19 protein-coding genes are annotated in these 19,325 nt (G+C 47.0%); 11 read left to right on the top strand and 8 right to left on the bottom strand.

Annotated features, from left to right (window positions below):
• Positions 1–39: 39 nt before the first annotated feature.
• The 6 genes from seqA (at position 40) to rlmM (ending at position 5,759) form a co-directional block, all read left to right on the top strand.
• Positions 40–570: a replication initiation negative regulator SeqA gene (gene seqA, locus L4C42_RS14890; protein ID WP_353496933.1), complete on the top strand. Its 531-nt coding sequence runs from the start codon at positions 40–42 to the stop codon at positions 568–570.
• Positions 571–662: 92 nt separating this feature from the next.
• Positions 663–2,309, top strand: coding sequence for a phosphoglucomutase (alpha-D-glucose-1,6-bisphosphate-dependent) (gene pgm / locus L4C42_RS14885; RefSeq protein ID WP_429761043.1), 1,647 nt, complete (start codon positions 663–665; stop codon positions 2,307–2,309).
• 413 nt (positions 2,310–2,722) lie between these two features.
• Positions 2,723–3,631 (top strand): transcriptional regulator GcvA, encoded by a 909-nt coding sequence (locus L4C42_RS14880; RefSeq protein WP_353496931.1) that lies wholly within the window; start codon positions 2,723–2,725, stop codon positions 3,629–3,631.
• Complete coding sequence (locus tag L4C42_RS14875; RefSeq protein ID WP_353496930.1) at positions 3,624–4,262, top strand: alpha/beta family hydrolase; 639 nt, start codon at positions 3,624–3,626, stop codon at positions 4,260–4,262. The genes L4C42_RS14880 and L4C42_RS14875 overlap by 8 nt, the downstream gene beginning before the upstream one ends.
• Positions 4,255–4,671, top strand: coding sequence for a DUF423 domain-containing protein (locus L4C42_RS14870; RefSeq protein WP_353496929.1), 417 nt, complete (start codon positions 4,255–4,257; stop codon positions 4,669–4,671). Before L4C42_RS14875 ends, L4C42_RS14870 begins: the two co-directional genes overlap by 8 nt.
• Positions 4,668–5,759, top strand: a complete 1,092-nt coding sequence (gene rlmM / locus L4C42_RS14865) for a 23S rRNA (cytidine(2498)-2'-O)-methyltransferase RlmM (protein WP_353496928.1) — start codon at positions 4,668–4,670, stop codon at positions 5,757–5,759. Before L4C42_RS14870 ends, rlmM begins: the two co-directional genes overlap by 4 nt.
• Before the next feature lie 26 nt (positions 5,760–5,785).
• Here the strand turns inward: rlmM and xni are convergent, their stop codons facing one another.
• The 5 genes from xni to queF all read right to left on the bottom strand — a co-directional run bounded on the left by xni (position 5,786) and on the right by queF (position 13,048).
• A complete protein-coding gene (xni, locus tag L4C42_RS14860; RefSeq protein ID WP_353496927.1) occupies positions 5,786–6,568 on the bottom strand; it encodes a flap endonuclease Xni in 783 nt (260 codons plus the stop codon).
• 62 nt (positions 6,569–6,630) lie between these two features.
• Positions 6,631–7,992 (bottom strand): nucleotide 5'-monophosphate nucleosidase PpnN, encoded by a 1,362-nt coding sequence (gene ppnN, locus L4C42_RS14855; protein WP_353496926.1) that lies wholly within the window; start codon positions 7,990–7,992, stop codon positions 6,631–6,633.
• Positions 7,993–8,222: 230 nt separating this feature from the next.
• Positions 8,223–9,791, bottom strand: a complete 1,569-nt coding sequence (locus tag L4C42_RS14850; RefSeq protein ID WP_353496925.1) for a GGDEF domain-containing protein — start codon at positions 9,789–9,791, stop codon at positions 8,223–8,225.
• Positions 9,792–9,894: 103 nt separating this feature from the next.
• Positions 9,895–12,177: a tetratricopeptide repeat protein gene (locus L4C42_RS14845; protein WP_353496924.1), complete on the bottom strand. Its 2,283-nt coding sequence runs from the start codon at positions 12,175–12,177 to the stop codon at positions 9,895–9,897.
• Between the two features lie 25 nt (positions 12,178–12,202).
• On the bottom strand, positions 12,203–13,048 hold the full coding sequence (queF, locus tag L4C42_RS14840; RefSeq protein ID WP_353496923.1) for an NADPH-dependent 7-cyano-7-deazaguanine reductase QueF: 846 nt from the start codon (positions 13,046–13,048) through the stop codon (positions 12,203–12,205).
• A 110-nt stretch (positions 13,049–13,158) separates the two neighbouring features.
• On the opposite strand from queF, the gene syd reads away from it, so the two are divergent.
• Together syd and L4C42_RS14830 are read left to right on the top strand one after the other, a co-directional pair.
• Complete coding sequence (gene syd / locus L4C42_RS14835) at positions 13,159–13,704, top strand: SecY-interacting protein (protein WP_353496922.1); 546 nt, start codon at positions 13,159–13,161, stop codon at positions 13,702–13,704.
• A gap of 2 nt (positions 13,705–13,706) precedes the next feature.
• Positions 13,707–14,483: a Zn-ribbon-containing protein gene (locus L4C42_RS14830; protein WP_418641991.1), complete on the top strand. Its 777-nt coding sequence runs from the start codon at positions 13,707–13,709 to the stop codon at positions 14,481–14,483.
• An 82-nt stretch (positions 14,484–14,565) separates the two neighbouring features.
• Here the strand turns inward: L4C42_RS14830 and metQ are convergent, their stop codons facing one another.
• The 3 genes from metQ to metN are packed head-to-tail and all read right to left on the bottom strand — an operon-like array spanning position 14,566 to position 17,111.
• Positions 14,566–15,375 carry a methionine ABC transporter substrate-binding lipoprotein MetQ gene (gene metQ, locus L4C42_RS14825; protein WP_353496920.1) on the bottom strand — a complete coding sequence of 270 codons (810 nt, stop codon included), beginning with the start codon at positions 15,373–15,375 and terminating at the stop codon, positions 14,566–14,568.
• Between the two features lie 34 nt (positions 15,376–15,409).
• Complete coding sequence (locus tag L4C42_RS14820) at positions 15,410–16,087, bottom strand: methionine ABC transporter permease (RefSeq protein WP_353496919.1); 678 nt, start codon at positions 16,085–16,087, stop codon at positions 15,410–15,412.
• Positions 16,077–17,111, bottom strand: a complete 1,035-nt coding sequence (gene metN, locus L4C42_RS14815; RefSeq protein ID WP_353496918.1) for a methionine ABC transporter ATP-binding protein MetN — start codon at positions 17,109–17,111, stop codon at positions 16,077–16,079. The genes L4C42_RS14820 and metN overlap by 11 nt, the downstream gene beginning before the upstream one ends.
• Before the next feature lie 199 nt (positions 17,112–17,310).
• On the opposite strand from metN, the gene gmhB reads away from it, so the two are divergent.
• The 3 genes from gmhB to treR are packed head-to-tail and all read left to right on the top strand — an operon-like array spanning position 17,311 to position 19,214.
• On the top strand, positions 17,311–17,862 hold the full coding sequence (gmhB, locus tag L4C42_RS14810; protein WP_353496917.1) for a D-glycero-beta-D-manno-heptose 1,7-bisphosphate 7-phosphatase: 552 nt from the start codon (positions 17,311–17,313) through the stop codon (positions 17,860–17,862).
• A 24-nt stretch (positions 17,863–17,886) separates the two neighbouring features.
• Positions 17,887–18,255 (top strand): MliC family protein, encoded by a 369-nt coding sequence (locus L4C42_RS14805; RefSeq protein ID WP_353496916.1) that lies wholly within the window; start codon positions 17,887–17,889, stop codon positions 18,253–18,255.
• Positions 18,256–18,269: 14 nt separating this feature from the next.
• Positions 18,270–19,214 (top strand): trehalose operon repressor TreR, encoded by a 945-nt coding sequence (treR, locus tag L4C42_RS14800; protein WP_353496915.1) that lies wholly within the window; start codon positions 18,270–18,272, stop codon positions 19,212–19,214.
• The last annotated feature ends 111 nt before the right edge of the window (positions 19,215–19,325 follow it).

Genomic DNA, 19,325 nt, shown 5'->3' with positions numbered 1-19,325 from the left:
AATCATCCAGAGTTTAAACATAGAGATTGTGAAAAGCGAATGAAAACAATTGAGGTTGATGAGGATCTATACCGTTACATTGCAAGCCAGACCCACCACATTGGCGAAAGTGCTTCAGATATCTTACGACGTTTATTAAAGGTAGATGCAGCCGAGACGGAACAGAGGCCCGCTGCCGCTAAGACGATTGTCGTGAGTAAACAGGCACCAAAAGCAGAAACCGTTGATTCAGTAAAAGAGATGCGCTCTCTACTGATTTCTGACGAATTCGCTGGACTGAAAAAAGCCATTGATCGCTTTATGCTGGTGCTATCTACGTTGCATCGCTTGAACCCAGAAAGCTTTTCTGAGGCGACACAAGTAAAAGGCCGCAAGCGAGTCTACTTCGCAAACAATGAAGCGACGCTACTAGAAAGCGGTAATACGACCAAGCCAAAAGCCATTCCAAATACGCCGCTTTGGGTGATTACCAACACCAATACTAGCCGCAAAAGGCAGATGGTCGAACAGGTGATGACCATGATGGAGTTCCCCGCTGAGCTCATCGAGAAAGTCACGGCTTCTATCTAAGATTTTCGATTTAAACCTCATAATGTTCAAACTTAAACGAGTATTATGAGGTTTTTTGTATTTTTAAGCTTAAATTTGAAAGGACGTCAGTTATGGCTATACACCCACGCGCGGGCCAGAAGGCTTTGCAACAAGACCTTCATAACATTCCAGCGCTAGTATCCAATTATTTCCTAATTCAACCAGAAGCGGATAACACGGCACAAAGTGTTCAGTTTGGCACCTCTGGTCACCGCGGCAGCGCGGACAAAGCGACGTTTAACGAAAACCACATTCTTGCTATTGCACAAGCGGTAGCAGAAGTGCGCGCAGAGAAAGGCACGACAGGCCCACTGTTTGTGGGTAAAGATACCCACGCCTTGTCTGAGCCAGCGTTCGCGACTGTGGTTGAAGTATTGGTTGCGAATGGTGTTCATGTTATTGCGCAAGTAGATAACGGCTACACGCCAACACCAGGTATCTCACATGCGATTTTAACGCACAATCTAATGAGCGATAAAAAAGCCGATGGCATTGTGATCACACCTTCGCACAATCCACCGCAAGATGGTGGTATCAAATACAACCCAACTCACGGTGGTCCTGCTGAAGCAGAGCTCACTCAAGCGATTGAAGATCGTGCTAACGAAATCATCAGCAACGAGATGAAAGATGTGAAGCGTCTACCTATCGCGGTTGCTAAAGCGGATGATTTGTTTGAAGAGCGTGACTTGGTGAAGCCTTATATTGATGACCTAGTCAACGTTATCGATATGGAAGCGATTCAAAAAGCAGGCCTTAAGATTGGTGTTGATCCATTGGGCGGTTCAGGCATCGACTACTGGCGTCAAATTGGTGCAGCGTACGACCTAGATCTAACCTTGGTAAGTGAAGCCGTTGATCCATCGTTCCAATTCATGTCGCTTGATAAAGATGGTGTGGTTCGTATGGACTGCTCATCGCCATATGCAATGGCAGGCCTTCTAGCGCTTAAAGATGATTATGATTTGGCATTTGGTAATGACCCAGATTATGACCGTCATGGTATCGTCACACCAAAAGGTCTAATGAATCCGAATCACTACCTAGCAGTATGTATCGATTACCTATACCGTCATCGCAGCGAATGGCGTGATGATGTTGCTGTGGGCAAGACGCTGGTATCAAGTGCACTGATTGACCGTGTTGTTGCTGACCTTGGCCGTACACTGTGCGAAGTGCCAGTTGGCTTCAAGTGGTTTGTTGATGGCCTTTATAACGGTGAGTTTGGCTTTGGTGGTGAAGAGAGTGCTGGTGCGTCTTTCCTTCGTAAAGATGGTACGCCTTGGTCAACAGACAAAGATGGCATCATTCTTTGCCTGTTAGCAGCAGAAATTACCGCGGTAACGGGTAAGAACCCACAGCAGTACTATGAAGAGCTAGCGGCTAAACACGGCGAGTCTAAGTACAATCGTATTCAAGCTGTGGCAAATACAGAGCAGAAGAACGTACTTAAGAAGTTGTCACCAGAAATGGTATCGGCGGAAACACTGGCTGGCGATGCGATTACCGCTCGTCTAACTCACGCTCCTGGTAACGGTGCAGCCATCGGCGGTCTTAAAGTGACGACGGCAAATGGTTGGTTTGCTGCGCGTCCTTCAGGCACAGAAGATATCTACAAAATCTACTGCGAAAGCTTTAAGGGTGATGAGCACCTAAAACAGATCGAAGCTGAAGCACAAGAGATTGTGAATCAAGTCTTTGCTGATGCAGGTCTGTAAGACTAATCCGACGAAAAACGATTAGCTCAGCTATTAACAAAACTATAGAAAGCGGTCACCTTGGGTGGCCGTTTTTTTATGGGACAATTTATCACTGAGTAAGTGAATAAAATTTAGATAAAAAAACACCGCCATATAGGCGGTGTAAGAAAATTTGACAGACAGGTCAAAAATACAGGAAGTACACACATCAACTAGGGGATAACTAGCCAAGGTGTGGTGGTAGAATTCTACCTAACTCGAAAATCGAGATTGCAAACACAACATCGCAAGCGCAAGTCAATCGGTTCTAGAGAGAACCGAGCCGTTCAGACTCGCGTTTACGGGGTGAAATATAGAATTTCTCTGGCTGTTCGGCAATGGACAAATTATAATGTTTCAGATTAAAAAAACTAATGCATTAGAGAGTCGTTATGTCGAGACGTTTGCCTCCCCTCAATTCGCTCAAAGTTTTTGAGGCCGCCGCGCGCCATTTGAGTTTTACTCGAGCGGCGGAAGAGCTGTTTGTTACTCAAGCGGCAGTCAGTCATCAAATCAAAGCGCTTGAAGAATTTTTAGGTCTAAAGCTGTTTCGCCGTCGAAATCGCTCGTTGCTACTTACCGAAGAAGGCCAAAGCTACTTTCTTGATATCAAAGATATTTTCACATCTTTGGCCGAAGCGACCGATAAGGTGCTAGAGCGCAGTGAGAAGGGCGCTCTGACCATCAGCTTACCACCTAGCTTTGCCATTCAGTGGCTTGTGCCTCGCCTCGCTGACTTTAATGAGCAAGAGCCTGATATCGATGTGCGTATTAAAGCGGTGGATATGGATGAAGGGTCGTTAACCGACGACGTTGACGTTGCGATTTACTACGGTCGCGGCAACTGGCCGGGACTGCGTGCTGACAAACTGTATCAAGAGTTTTTGGTTCCCTTGTGTGCCCCCGCTCTTTTGCTCGGCTCTAAACCACTCAATACGCTTGAAGATCTCTCTAAGCACACATTGCTGCATGATACCTCGCGTAAAGACTGGAAGCAGTTTACTAAACAAAATAACCTTGAAGGCGTGAACGTCAATCATGGTCCGATCTTCAGTCACTCCACTATGGTTCTGCAAGCCGCAGCACACGGCCAAGGCATTGCATTAGGAAATAATGTTCTCGCTCAGCCAGAGCTGGATGCTGGTCGACTTATTGCGCCATTTGATGAAGTATTGGTCAGTAAAAATGCGTTCTATGTAGTGTGCCATGATAAACAGGCCGACATGGGACGAATCGCTACATTCAGAGATTGGATGCTAGCTAAAGCACAAAGTGAGCAAGAGGTATTATTAGATGACTAAGCTTATTATTGATGGACCAGAGCGCGGTCCGCTGTTTTTATTTGCTCATGGTGCTGGCGCGGGTATGGAGCATGACTTTATGCAAGATATGGCTGCTCGTTTATCTACAAAGGGTATCCGCGTTGTCAGGTTCAACTTCCCTTACATGGTGAAACGTGCAGAAGACGGCAAAAAGCGACCGCCAGATCGCGCGCCAAAGCTACTTGAGGCGATGACAGAGGTAATAGAGCACGTTGCTAACGGCGCGCCTATTGTCATTGGTGGCAAGTCGATGGGCGGACGAATGGCGTCACTGCTCTCTGAGCACGAACTAGTGAAATCAATTGCCTGTTTAGGCTTTCCTTTTCACCCGCCGGGTAAGCCAGAAAACTTCAAAGGCGACCACTTGGCGACGATGACAAAGCCATGTCTTATCTTACAAGGTGAGCGTGACACCTTTGGTAAGCAAGAAGAATTTGCAGACTTTATTCTTTCAGATAAGGTCGAAGTGAGCTTTGTACCCGATGGCGACCACAGCTTTAAACCAAGAAAATCGTCGGGTTTCACCGAAGCGCAAAACCGCCAAATGGCCGCCGATCGTTTAGCGCTGTTTATTAAAGGCATCAATGATATGGAAGAAGCCAGTGCGTAGTCGTACACTCATTATTATTGCTGCGTTGTCGGGACTTCTTAGTGTCGGGCTAGGGGCATTTGCGGCTCATGGCCTTAAAAGCTTTCTGTCGCCTTATCTTCTGGGCGTTTTCGAAACGGGTGTGACCTATCAGTTTATCCATACCCTAGCACTGTTGTTATGTGCGCTTTTTGCATTACATAGCCGGGCAGAGAAAGCGCAAAAGGCATTTCATCGCGCCGCGATTTGCTTTATCATCGGCATCCTTTTCTTTAGCGGTAGTCTATACGCCCTAGCGCTAACAGGAGTGAAGTGGTTTGGTCCCATTACTCCACTGGGCGGGGTGATGTTTATGATAGGTTGGGGGTTCCTCGCTTATGCTGGATATCAGATGACTGACGAAACAAACAAAGATGGAGTCAATCAGTGAAACAGGTAATGCTTTATTGCCGCTCTGGGTTCGAGAAAGAGTGTGCAGGCGAAATTCAAGACAAAGCGACAGCCCTAGAGGTATTCGGCTTCCCGCGAGTCAAAAACAACTCAGGCTACGTGATTTTTGAGTGTTACCAAGACGGTGATGCGGACAGGCTTATCCGCGATATTGATTTCCAATCGCTTATCTTCGCTCGTCAAATGTTTGCGATTGCTAGCGAGCTTGAAGCTCTGCCATCCGATGATCGCATTTCTCCGCTACTTGCTGCGCTCGATGAAGTGGAAGGCTTCCCTCGTTGTGGCGATATCCGTATTGAGACTCCAGACACCAACGAAGCGAAAGAGCTGCTCAAGTTCTGCCGTAAGTTTACCGTGCCAGTGCGTCAAGCGATGCGTGGCAAGGGTTACTTGTTTAATAAAGAGCATGCTAAAAAGCCGGTATTACACATCTGCTTTATCGCACCGGGTCATTGTTATGTGGGTTACTCTCACCCGAACAACAACTCTGCGTTCTTTATGGGCATTCCACGTCTTAAGTTCCCGGCAGATGCGCCAAGCCGCTCAACGTTAAAGCTAGAAGAAGCATTTCACGTGTTCATTCCCAAAGAAGAGTGGGATGAGCGCTTAGCATCAGGCATGTGGGGTGTTGACCTTGGTGCGTGTCCTGGTGGGTGGACGTATCAGTTGGTTCGCCGCTCTATGTTCGTCCATGCGATTGATAATGGCATGATGGCAGATAGCCTAATGGAAACTGGTCAAGTTAAGCACCATCAAGAAGATGGCTTTAAGTTTGAGCCACCGCGCAAGAACGTCACTTGGTTGGTGTGTGACATGATCGAGAAGCCGTCTCGCGTTGCACAGTTAATGGGTGAGTGGTTGATTCGTGGCTGGGCGAAAGAGACGATCTTCAACCTTAAACTGCCAATGAAAGGTCGTTATGATGAGGTTCTACAAGACATTGAGAACCTAAAGATCTTCCTGATTGAGAACAAGGTGAAGTTCAAGCTGCAAGCGAAGCACTTGTACCATGACCGTGAGGAAATCACGGTGCATATTCAAGTGCTATCCAATATCTCACCATACTAATTTGGTTTAGAGCGTCTCTAAAAGGTCTAGGTATTCGTGCCTAGGCCTTCAAATCGAATATCCTGCAGATTAAAACCGAGCTCAATATCTGTTTTGAGTGCCGATACTTGCTTTGATTTTCTCGCCATCTCGATGTGCTCATCGAGCTTCTTACGATATTTAGCTGCAAGCTCATCAGAGGCATACGCCGACTCAATGTCGTTGTACGTGGTCAAAATCTCTTTTGCTGCCTTTGGGCCAACTCCAGCAACGCCTGGTACCTGTGACGAACTCACGCCTGTTAGTCCCCAGTAATCGGAAAGCTGTTCTGGTTTTACGCCAAATTCTTGCTCAATGAAAGGCGCATCCAGCCAGCGATGTTGGAAGTAATCTCGTATCTGTAGAGTCGGGGAGAGCAGTTGGCAATAACCTTTGTCGGTCGAGATAATCGTGACTTTCTCACCATGACTGGCAACTTTAACGGCAAGTGTTGCTACCAAGTCATCCGCTTCATCGCCTTCGGAGAGTAGTGAATCAATACCGAGCTGCCACCACGCATCTTGGATTTTATCTAGACCATTGTAGAGCGGCTCTGGCATTGGCTTTCTGTTCTGCTTGTATTCAGGCAGGATGTCCCCGCGCCAGCCTCTGTCTTGTTCGTGGTGATCGAATACCGCAATAATATGCGTCGGTTGCGCTTCATCAACGATGCGGCGTAGTGTACGAGAGGTAGTCTGTATGGTTCTTTCTATGTCAGTGGGATCGGGTTGCACCGCATGGACTCGGCGGATCAGGTTTAGAGCATCGATGATAACAAGATGAATTGACATAAAATTAAAGCCACGAGGAAACGTGGCTTTATTGTAAATAAAACGCTACTGAGTTTCAGGTTTTATTCGCCATTCGCGATGCGATAACACGGAATGTACTCAGAACCCGGTAGTTTCATGCGCTGTTGAGTCACAAAATCGCTGAGCAGTTTGTCCATTTTCTTCATCAAGGCTTTGTCTCCATCAATCATAAATGGTCCATGGCGCTCAATTTCTCGGATACCCTCTGCTTTCACGTTACCAGCGACGATGCCTGAGAAGGCTTGACGCAGTGCTGCCGCCAAGTTTTCTGGGCGCTGATTCAGATGAAGATCGAGTCCAGCCATGTTCTCGTGGGTTGGATCGAATGGCAGTTGGAACTCCGGCTCGATATGCAGTGACCAGTTGTAACTGTAGGCGTCGCCATTTTTCTTGCGGTGTTCTTTTACTGCTGGCATGGCCTGCTTCATGATCTTGGCGGCTTTTTCTGGGTCAGCAATGATGATCTCGTAGTATTTGGTGGCTTCCTCACCGAGTGTCGAGCGCACAAACTCATCAATAGAGCGGAAATACGCTTCACTCTCTTTTGGACCCGTTAACACGATTGGCATCGGCTGCTCAGTATTATTCGGGTGCATCATGATGCCCAGTATGTAGAGTAGCTCTTCGGCTGTACCCGGGCCACCAGGGAAAATGACAATACCGTGAGCGATACGCACAAACGCCTCAAGACGCTTTTCAATGTCTGGCATGATGACCAGTTCATTAACGATAGGGTTTGGCGGCTCAGCAGCAATGATGGACGGTTCAGTCAGGCCTAGATAGCGCTGGTGGGTATAACGCTGCTTGGCGTGGCCAATCGCTGCGCCTTTCATCGGGCCTTCCATCGCGCCAGGACCACAACCGGTACAGATGTTCAGCTCACGAAGACCAAGCTCGTTACCTACTTCACGGGTGTACTGATACTCAGTGGGGTTGATGGAGTGACCGCCCCAGCAGACAATCAAATTTGGGTCGATACCGGGAATCAAAGTGCCTGCATTACGCAGGATACCAAACACCAGATTGGTAATATGGGTCGAGTTGGTCAGATTTAGGCGCTGATTGTCTGCAAGGTGCATGTTGACGTAGACGATATCACGCAACACCGAAAACAAGTGCTCTTGAATACCTTTGATGATTTGACCGTCGACAAACGCATGCTCTGGTGGGTTGGTGAGTTCGAGCTTGATGCCGCGCTCACGACGCATGACGTTGACATCAAAGGATTGGTGTTTATCCAGTAGCTCTTTTGAGTTATCGGTGTGGCTGCCAGAGTTAAGTACCGCTAACGTACAGTTGCGATACAGCTGATATAGGTCACTAGACGCGGTCTTTTTAAGGCGCTCAACTTCGAGTTGAGACAAAAGATCCATGCTACCCGCGGGACTAATGTGAGTGATCATAAGCAAATTCCTTATCTAGAACCGAATACTGCGATCTTTTGTGTGGGGCAAGAGAAAGTTGGTTGTTCGGGTGCCCACTGAATCGAGAACGCAGGTGTTTTGGGTTCATTGTTATAGTTATCTATCGCAAGGTTTATACGGGCGCTTTTGGCCAAAATTTACAAGCGATTAACTATTAGAGTAGCAAATGTCAGGAAGGTTTCTATAACTATCTGAAAAATATAGCGAGATTATGGGTTCCACGCGAGCTGGTTCGGGCCAAGCTTTTGTGTGTGGGACAAGGTTTTGTGTAGGCGCTCTAACACATCTTCAGGAATGTCATTTTGGCTAAACAGCGCACTGGTTGCTGTTAAGGTAATCGTGAGCAGTTGGTCGCGGAACTTAAACGGCAAATTACTGACTTTTTTCTGGATCTCACGTACTTTTGCCAAACTTGTTGCTTCGTTCTGCTCGGGCATGATCAAAATAAACTCTTCACCAGAGAAGCGTGCGACGGTATCGGTTTTGTCGACCGAGTTGGCGATGGTTTTGGCGATGATCTTTAGTGCTTTATCACCGGCACTGTAACCAAAGTTGTGGTTGATGCTCTTAAACTTATCGATATCAAATACCACAACCCAGAGTGGGTGCTGATTCTTCAGCCAGCGGCGGTATTCAATTTCAAGCTTATCTAAAAGAGCTGTGCGATTATAAACCTTGGTCAGTGGGTCGAGCAGCATACGTTGAGACTGGTCTTCTAAACGGCGACGATAGTCTTGTGTGTTATCGTAAAGTGCTTCAAGCTGGTTCTTGTTGTGTGCCATCTGCTCAATCAGCGCAGCTTCTCTTACTTCGGCATGTTGCAGACGCTCCGTTAATGACGCAAGCTGAGCAAACAATGGCGTCATCGCACGCTTGGCTTCCTCTAAGTCTTGCACTGAGGCAATGCCACGTTTACCGCTAGAGACCAGGTTGTGCAGCTCCTTGCTCATATTTTGGCGCTGCTCGAAGTAGATCTGGCTTTGATCGAGGTTTTGCGAGTTGTTCTTCAGTGACGAAGAAAGTGAGCCGTTGACTTGTTCTAGGAACTGCTGCGAGGTGCGGCGTTCATATTTAGTGGCGTCAATGACCAGTCTTAACACCTGCAAGGTATGCTCGAGTAATTGATTCGATGAAGCGTCCGTTAGTAGTTTATAACGGATCTCGAATAACTGTTCACCCGGTTCACCATCGAAATCAAGTTCAGTAATTAGGTTTTGCAGCTCTTCATTGAGATTCTGTAGTAAACCACTATTCTCGGTTGGCTCCGATTCTTTTGGTAATAATGCAGAGTTGGAAGTGATTATCTTGGTCGCGCGCTCATAAATGGCCAGCAGCTTGACGGCATTGTCAGTAAGCTTCAACGAACTTTTATCGTTGAAAGCCAATACGTTCCTCAGGTCGCGTTTGATTTGAGCAGGCAAGCCACCAATGCGCTGCAGTGTTTCGCCACTGCGCCTTGTTTGCTCTTCCAATGATAGCTGTTGTTTTTCCATCGAAACGGACCTTTGGCCGATGAGACGCTCCAAGATGGCAAACTTGGGCACCAGAGTACTAATGTCCTTGTTATGCTCTAATTCTTGGCGGAGTTCAATCAGTTTATCGTCAATGCGCGAGTGGGCACCAATATGACTATTGCTGAGTGTCGAAATGAAACGTTTGAGGATGGCTTGTTCACGACGCGACTTAAGCGAAGCATCGCGGTGAGCTACACGTAATTGCTCCACCTGCACTTTAAGCTGGTGGAGATGCTCTAATGTCTCGCTATCCTGTGAGCTCATAAATCCTTTAAAACAAACCAGATGGGAATCTTATTGATGTATTGATCGATAATATCAAAAAACATCACAACGTCACGTTATTCAGTGTTCAACTGCGGACTTTTTACTCACTCATCAACGATTTTTTGAACCCGTCCTCATTCTGAGAAGAAGAGTGAACTTTTATTAACCCCTGTTTTATCGCTGTGCGACAGGCTTGTCTGACATTGTCGGTGGCAAGGCTTGCTGCTGGCGCATTATCAATCGCCTTGAGGTAAACCCAATGACTTTGGCTTTCACGCATGCTGACTTCGCGCGCCATGTGTGTGGCGACTAATAAGATATCGAGCAGCTCTTTGTCGTTGATGGCGGTGTATGCGCGAGGCAGGAATGGGTAGTTGGCCATGCCGACTCGTACGATGCGATTGATCTTACGATCTTGCTCAAACTCATTGATCCAACTTTGAATCTCTTCAAATAGGCTTTCCGCCGTGCGTGGCTTGATACTTGGCTCGATATACAGCAAGTTAGCATCAGAAAAGTGATAGATACGAGCTGGCGCTTCAATTTTACTGCGAATAAACTCACCAAATGCGCGTTCCAACTCTAAGCCTGCTTCGTAACCGTTTTGCAGATACATATTGCGAAGAAACGGCACATCAATCATCACAAAGCGTAAGCGGTCACTGAGCGGCTCATTGATAAGCTCGCCGACTTGCCACTGCTCAAAGTAGCGCTGAGTACGTTGCAGAGAGCTTGGCAAGTTAGCATTGAGAAGACGCAGATTCGGCAGACCTGAACGCGCGTGGGTAAACAGGTTTTCATTCAGCTGTTCAACTTCATTCTTATTGCGCCTATTGGTGTAGCTTAGGCGCAGGACCATCAGTGCCAACAGCGAGGCTATACAGAATAGGCCAAGCGCCACTTTTTGAAATTTGTTTTGTTTTTCTAGCGCTTCAGCAAGCTCTTGCTCTTGGATTTCGTAATGCAGACCTTGCTCGACAAACTGTCTTTGCTTACGGAATGCTTCTTCACTGATTTGATTGAGCTGAGCCTGTTGATAAATACGCAGTGAGTTGGCTTTTTTAATGTTGCTGAGTGCTTGTTTAAACTTGCCACTTTGCTCATAACCGAGTGCAAGTAATTGATACGCTTGCTGCTCGAGTGAAGCTTGTTCAAGAGACTCGCTCATGGCGAGTGATTGGCTGAGTGTCAATGCTCGTTTCGCTTGCCCAATTACTTGCTTGTTATCTTGCTGGAAGTAACCAAGTCCCGCATCAAGCAGCGCCGCTTTGGTTTCTAGCTCTGGCAGATCTGAGTAGCTAAGTAGTTTTTCAGCACGTGCCAAATACTGCTCCGCCAATGGGTAGTTGTAGAGCTGTAAATAGGTAGAAGCAAGACTGAGGCGAATATCGATAACTTTTTCGATGTTCTTATCAGTCTTCTTTTGATCAATCACGTTGAAGTAGTGCACTAACGCTAGGTTGTATTTACCTTGCAAATAATACACATCCCCCATTTGCTTGAGCACATCAGCAAGAATTGGGGATTCTGGGTAGGTACCGTAGAAGTCAGCCGCCTGTGACAAGTGCTCAAGCGCTTTGTCGAGTACTTGGCGTTGCATAAATAGTTGTGCAAGCTGTTGGTTGATACTCGCTAGCTGGTCGCTACTGTTAAGCTCAATGGCAGACCAGTAAGCGAGTAGCAGTTCAGACAGGGCTTCGTTGTATCGACGGTGATGTAAATAGTGCTTACCAAACTTGGTATGAAAGTCGATTTGCCATTTTGATAGCTTGTCATTCGGAATATAAGACAGCGCCGCTTGGAACAGGCTATTGGCTAGCTCAAAATCGTTTTCGTTAGAAGCGATCTGTGCTTGCAAAATCTTGATGCGATAGCTGGTTCGATTGGCAATGTTTTGTCCTTTGCGAATTGACTCAAGGTCGCGCTCAACTTGCTCGAGTGTCGCCAAGGCTTTGGTTGCTTCGTTCGTGGTAAGCCAGTGCAGCCTAGCTTTCAGGATACGCACATCCAGCGCCAAAAACAGCAATTGGTATTTTTCGGTCATCGACTCAGCAAGCAGCAAACTCTGCATGGCAGCTTGGCTATCACCTAGATTGAACTGAGCCTTGGCAACGATCTGCAGCGCATTGACACTGCTTAGCGGTGTGCGAATACGCTGGTCAGTGTCATCACGCTTGAGTTTCGGTAGTCGGTCGTCATTAGGCTCAGCAAAGGTACGATCGGTCAGATACTTGTTGGCAATCTCCAGTGCTTTTGCCGGTTCAATATCTACCAACTTATCCGCCTCTACTAAAATCGGAGACGTAAAGGACGTTTTAGCGTGCGCTGCTCCTGCAATCAGTGAGCAAAGCAGAGCCAATACTGTCCAAATTTTTGAGCCCATGACGGTTTCCATTAATTGAGAGTGCTTACTGTCGTGCCATACGCATGTTGTGAGAAGGTGCGCTGTGCTGGTTTGAGCGGTACGGGTTGATATCCAAACCGCCACGGCGCGTGTAGCGAGCATACACGGTTAGCTCTGTTGGCTTACAGTACGCCATAATATCTGTGAAGATACGCTCAACACATTGCTCGTGAAACTCATTATGTTCACGGAACGAAACAAGGTAGCGTAGCAGGGCTTCACGGTTGATCTTTGCGCCGTGATATTGGATCTCGACACTGCCCCAATCAGGTTGATTGGTGATAAGGCAATTGGATTTTAGCAGGTGGCTATGTAGTGCTTCTTCAACCACTTCCTCTCCAGATGCACCTTCAAGCAGTGCTGCATCAAAGTCGTAGCTGTCGATACGAATATCTTGGTTGTCGATGCACTCGCCCTTCATGCCAACGATCTGGGTGTTTTCAAAGTCACCTACTGGGATAAGCTTTACCGTCACCGTTTCACCGGCACAGATTGATAGATCGCCGGCGATGGTGCTTTGCACCTCATCCCATGAATCAAATCGCGTTTGGTTGTAGCTGTTGAGATACAGCTTAAATGACTTAGATTCGATAAGGTTGGTACTGGTTGCTGGGATGTAAGCTTCACCAACAGCGACCTGTGGCAAGCCATTGGCATTGAGCCAAGAGATCTCATACATAGTCCAAATATCACAGCCCTGGAATGGCAAGCTATCACCGAGTTCAAGGTCGTCACGGTTTAGGCTTCGTGGTACAGGTTGCAAAAGGGTAGCATCATACTGGTTGGCATAATCGGTCTTTTGACCCAGTGTGAGTCCTGAAAGCTCTTTCGCGTTGGAATATTTGCTCATAATTGTGTGATATTTCGATTAGAATAAAACGAATTTTACGAGATCCCTGAATAGCTGTCATCCTTTGTGCTCGGAAATCGCCGAACAATTGAAGGATGAGTGGAGAGCATATGAATCAAAGTGTACAACAAGCTTTAGAGGCGTTTTCACAGCGCTATCAACAGGCTTGGCAAGAAAAGCATCAAACACTACCAGCCAGTGAAGAGCTTCATGGCTTAGTGTCCCCTTGTATTGATCGCAAAGATGACGAATCGGTGTATTGGCGTGCCTGCGTCCGCGACGTCCCTGAGCGTTTGGAAAATATCGAGCAAGGGATAGAGCTAACGTTACACGATGACATTAAAGCTTTCTATGGGCATCAGTATAGCGCAGATATGAATGCCACATGGCAGGGCAACGAGTTGACGCTGCTGCAAGTGTGGAGCGATGATGATTTCACTCGCCTGCAAGAGAACATTTTGGGTCACCTAGTGACTCAGCGCCGCCTCAAGCTCAAACCAACCGTATTCATTGCGGCCACCGATGCTGATATGGATGTGATTTCTATCTGTAACATCTCTGGTAACGTGATTCTTGAGCGTCTGGGTACTGATCGCCGCGATGTGGTTGCCGAGAATATCGAGACATTCCTCAACGGTCTGGAGCCTGACGTTTAATTATGTATGTGGTAGAGCTTCATTTTGAGTGTTTTGATAACACTACGATCAGCGCGGTAGAGAAGGGCATTAACGGTCTGATGGACGCGCTGCGCTATAACGGCCAAGTGTTAGGGCGCGAGTTTCCGGTGGTGATGGGGGAGGGGGAATTCTTTGTTCGCGCGGTATGTCCTGAGCAAGATAGCTTGCATCCAAGTAACCACTCAGATTTCGTAAAAGTATGTTTAAAGCGTTTATCGGATGCTTGCCTGTTGGCACCTAAGGTTCGCTTGCTGGGTCGTGATATCAATTCAGAGCAAGCAGCAGAAGATGAAACGCCGAGCTGGCAAGTGCTGTACACCACGTATGTGCACACCTGTTCACCGCTTCGAAGTGGTGAAACCTTGCTGCCAATCCCGCTGTACCGTAACCCACCGACACTCAATGGCGACCATAAGACGGTGATTAAATGGCAAACCGAGTGGCAAGCTTGCGATGAAATTCAAATGGCAGGTGGCTGTAAAGCAGAGCACGCAGCATTGCGAGAGCTGTCTGAGGTAGGCAGTGACCTGTTCCGTCGTGGCTGGGATATTCGCGGTCGTATCGAGTACATTACCCAAATCCCAACGTACTACTATCTGTACAAGGTGGGCGGTAAGAGCCTCGAGGAAGAAAAAGCACGTAAGTGCCCGAAATGTGGTGGAGAGTGGTTGCTTGATGAGCCGCTGCACGACATCTTTTACTTTAAGTGCGATTCTTGCCGAATCGTCTCCAATATTTCTTGGGATCACCTAAAGTAAGCAGATTTATCGATTGAAAATACAAAAGGGGTTGAAGCTAAGCTTCAACCCCTTTTTGATGTTTGGTGCAAAGGTGGTGAGATTACCAGCCTTTAACAACGCCACCTTTGAAGATATCAGAAGCTGCGTTGTACACATCTTCTGTTTGGTACGCTTTTACGAAGTTCTGAACGTTTTCTGCGTTCACATTGTCTTCACGCGCAACGATTAGGTTTACGTATGGCGACTCTTTGTCTTCAACAAACACACCGTCGCGTTGAGGTGTTAGGTCGATAGAGCTTGCGTAAGTTGTGTTGATGATAGATAGCGCTACGTCATCAAGAGAACGTGGTAGTTGTGCTGCGTCTAGCTCAACGATAGTGATGTTCTTTGGATTTTCTTCGATATCACGAACTGTCGCCAGTAGACCAACACCTTCACGTAGAGTTAGTAGACCTTGTTGCTCAAGTAGCAGTAGTGAGCGACCTAGGTTTGTTGGGTCATTGGGTACTGCGATACGTGCGCCGTCTTGGATTTCATCCACAGACTTAACTTGCTTCGAGTAGCCCGCGATAGGGTATACAAACGTGTTGCCTGCGATAGTCAGCTTGTAGTTACGATCCGTTACTTGCTGGTCTAGGTATGGCTTATGTTGGAATGCGTTAAGGTCGATAGAGCCATCGTCCAGTGCTGCGTTTGGTGTTACGTAGTCTGTGAAGGTGACTAGCTCAACGTCTAGACCGTATTGCTCTTTAGCAACCTTCGCTGCGACCTCTGCAACTTGTGCTTCTGCACCTGCCATCACACCGACTTTGATCTTGCTGGTGTCGACTTCTTTTTCACCACAGCCAGATAGAATAAGTGCTGATGCAGCAGCTGCAATTGCGAGTAAATTCTTAACGTTGAATTTCATGACTCTCTCCTTGTTATAAATCTTAAAATCTCGATTATCTGTGGTCTACGCGGCGAACAACGGCATCACCGATAGACTGAATAATTTGTACCAATACAATGAGCATCACCACGGTCACGGCCATAATGGTCACATCGTATCGGTGGAAACCATAGCGAATGGCTACGTCACCTAGCCCGCCACCGCCGACGGTACCCGCCATTGCTGAGTAGCTTACTAGTGTCACTAGGGTGATTGTCACCGAATTGACAATCGTAGGTAATGCTTCTGGAAGCAGTACCTTAGTAATGATTTGGTATGGTGTTGCGCCCATTGATTGTGCGGCTTCTACCAGACCTGTTGGCACCTCAAGTAGTGCGCCTTCAATAAGGCGTGCCACAAATGGAATCGCACCAACCGTCAGTGGAACAATAGCTGCCGTGGTACCGATAAAGGTGCCAATCAAAATCTTGGTCAGTGGAATGATCGCTACCATTAATACTAAGAAAGGCACCGAACGACCCACGTTAACAATGGCACCTAGCACACTGTTTAAACGCATGTTTTCTAGCAAGCCACCTTTTTTAGTGGTATGCAGAATAACACCCAGTGGGATACCGACGGCGAAGCCAACCACTCCTGCTACGGCAACCATATATAGGGTTTCCCATGTTGCCCCTAATAGTAGGTTACTGTTTAGAGATAACCAGTCTGAGACAGTGTTAAAGGACATAGCCAAGTACCTCTACTTTTACATTGTGGTCACGAAGATATTGAATCGCCGCGTTGTCGTCTTGCTCATTACCAAACAGCTCTGCCACCATCATGCCGAATTTTACGCCGCCCGCGTAATCAAGATCGGAGCTTAGGATGCTGACATCAATATTGTATTTGCGTGCAATTTGCGTCATTAGCGGCGCATCTACAGTAGCACCGGTAAACTCTAGGCGAACAAGCGGGTAGCTGCCATCAACGCGCTCAGCTTGCAGTCTTGCTTGATAGTCTTCTGGAATCGACAGGTCGAGCGTTGAACGGATGAATTGGTGCGCAAGTTCAGTTTTCGGATGGGCAAAGATTTCACCAACAGTACCTTTCTCAACTAAGTGACCGTCGCCAATGATTGCGACTTCATGACAGATGCTTTTTACCACGTCCATTTCGTGAGTAATTAGAAGAATGGTGATCTTAAGCTTGCGGTTGATTTCTTTCAGTAGCTCAAGAATCGATTGAGTCGTCGCAGGGTCGAGTGCGCTGGTGGCTTCATCACAAAGCAGCACCTTAGGATCTGACGATAGTGCGCGAGCAATCGCGACACGCTGCTTTTGACCACCACTTAGATTGGCAGGGTAAGTATCGCGCTTATCTGCCAGCCCGACGAGCTTTAGAAGATCCGTCACTTTAGTCTCGATATGTGAGCGCTCTTTGCCAGCAAGCTCAAGTGGCAGTGCCACGTTTTCAAATACGGTGCGAGATGAAAGCAAGTTAAAGTGCTGGAAAATCATGCCAATGTTGCGGCGCGCTTCTGAAAGCTCGGATTTCGATAGCTTAGTCAGGTCAACACCGTCAACGATGACTTCACCCGACGTTGGCGCTTCAAGCATGTTTACGCAGCGAATCAACGTACTCTTACCCGCACCAGAGGCGCCAATCACACCAAAGATGGTACCTTCTGCGATATGCAGATTGATGTCTGCCAAGGCGTTGATTTCCTTAGCGCCTTGATAAAACACTTTGTTTACTTGATTAATTTCGATCATCTAAGCAACCTGAAGTCCGTGAGTAGCATAAAAGTTTGAATTACATCTCAATTGATAGAAGATGCTATGGTTTTCACCTTTTAGTGTCAATAGATATTTTTACGTCTAGACGTCTAAACGGCATTTTCATAGTGCCGTGACTATAAAAGCGTGTAATAATTCAGGTTATTAGCACCTATCTATAACAAGAGAGTGAACTGTGGCAAAACCAGCTGTTTTTTTGGATCGTGATGGCGTCATTAACGTTGATCATGGGTACGTTAGCGATGAACACGACTTTGAGTATGTTGAAGGCGTTTTTGAAGCGACGAAAAAACTGCAGGACATGGGCTATATGCTGGTGTTGGTGACCAATCAATCAGGCATTGCTCGCGGTATGTTCTCCGAAGATCGCTTCCTTTCTTTAACTCAATGGATGGATTGGAACTTCTCTGATAATGGCGTCGAGTTCGATGGTATCTATTATTGTCCACATCACCCAGAGCATGGCATTGGTGATTACAAACAAGATTGTGACTGCCGTAAACCAAAACCGGGCATGTTTATCTCTGCTCGTGATTTCCTAAAGATTGATATGGAAAACTCAGTCATGGTCGGCGATAAAGCCGAAGATATGATGGCAGCTGAAGCAGCTGGCGTTGGCACCAAGATCTTAGTACGTACTGGCAAACCGGTCACCGAGCGCGGTGAGTCTGTCGCAACTGTGGTACTTGATAGTATCCGCGATGTGCCGCAATACTTAACTAAGTAATCGTTTGATCCTAAAGGAGTCATTATGAGTGCATTAGTTAAACATGGATTGGTTACGGCTATGATGGTTGGCGGTTTGGTGGCGTGCAGTAGTTCGGATCAGGTGGAACCTGAAAACCCTTATCATGTCCTCCAGTATCAGTGCGATAACCAGAGCTTTCAGGTAACCCAGTTATCGAGTGAGCAAGTCTTGCTGCTTATCGATGGCGAAGAATATCATCTGCACCGCGTCCCTTCTGCGTCAGGCGTGAAGTATTCACTTGATGGTCAATCTCAAGTTGAATCAGAGGTTGAGCTGTTTAGTAAGGGCAGAAAGGGCATGCTTACCATTGCGGGTGAAACCGATAAAAGCTGTATGATGACCACACGAAGCATACCAAAAAACGGATACTAAGCTTTTAGATAACCATGAGCAAAAAACTCACCATACTTGATATTGCAAAGCTGTCGGGAGTCGGTAAATCAACCGTCTCTCGCGTGCTCACTAACGATCCTAAAGTAAAACCTGAAACTCGCGAGAAAGTGGAGCGTGTGATTGCAGAGCATGGCTATGTGCCCTCTAAGTCGGCGCAATCGATGCGTGGGGGCGGAGTGCAAAAGGTCATTGGTGTCATTATCTCGCGTCTCGACTCGCCTTCAGAGAACAAAGCGGTGAGCAGCATGCTCAATGTGCTTTACTCTGCAGGTTACGATGTGGTGATCATGGAGAGTCAGTTCGATCCCGATAAAACCAACGAGCATCTAAGCGTACTGCGTAAACGCAACGTTGAAGGTGTCATTGTGTTTGGTTTTACGGAGCTTGATATCGATAGAGTGTCTTTGTGGCAGGAGAAGGTGGTGGTCATTGCCATGGATACCGATCAAGTCTCCTCCATCAACTACGACAATCAAGGATTGATCCAAGCGGTTTTGAATAAATTGCAGGCGCAAGGCGTCAATCAACTTGCCTATATTGGTGTCGATCCTAAGGATAAAACCACGGGCTTGGCACGCCTTAACGCATTTCAAAAATGGTGTGATGATAACGATCAGCATGCTGTTTATCGCACCGGTGAGCTTCATCATGAAAGTGCTTATCAGCTTGTCGATGAAGTAGTGACGGACTCATTACAAGCGATCGTGTGTGCCAGTGATACCTTAGCGCTTGGCACGATCAAACGCCTGCAAGAGCTTGGCCGAGAAGATATCGTGGTGACTGGCGTCGGTGGTAATGAACTGCTCTCTTTCCTGTTCCCTAATATTTACAGCATTGATCCCGGCTATCAGCAAGCGGGAGAAAAAGCAGCTAACCTATTGATTAGTCAGCTTACTGGCAATAAATCCATCTCTCATCTTACGCAAGAAGCAGTGTAATCACGGCTTCTTTTTCGTAGCAGTTCCACTAATCAACTTGACGCATTTATCAACAATTATTGTGATCATACTCAATTAATGGGACTGTTCCCATTTTTGTTTTGATTGTTC

This window comes from Vibrio wakamikoensis, assembly GCF_050337275.1.
GTDB lineage: Bacteria > Pseudomonadota > Gammaproteobacteria > Enterobacterales > Vibrionaceae > Vibrio > Vibrio chaetopteri.
Note: the sequence above shows the minus strand (reverse complement) of the source record. Positions and strands in the feature narration are given on the sequence as shown.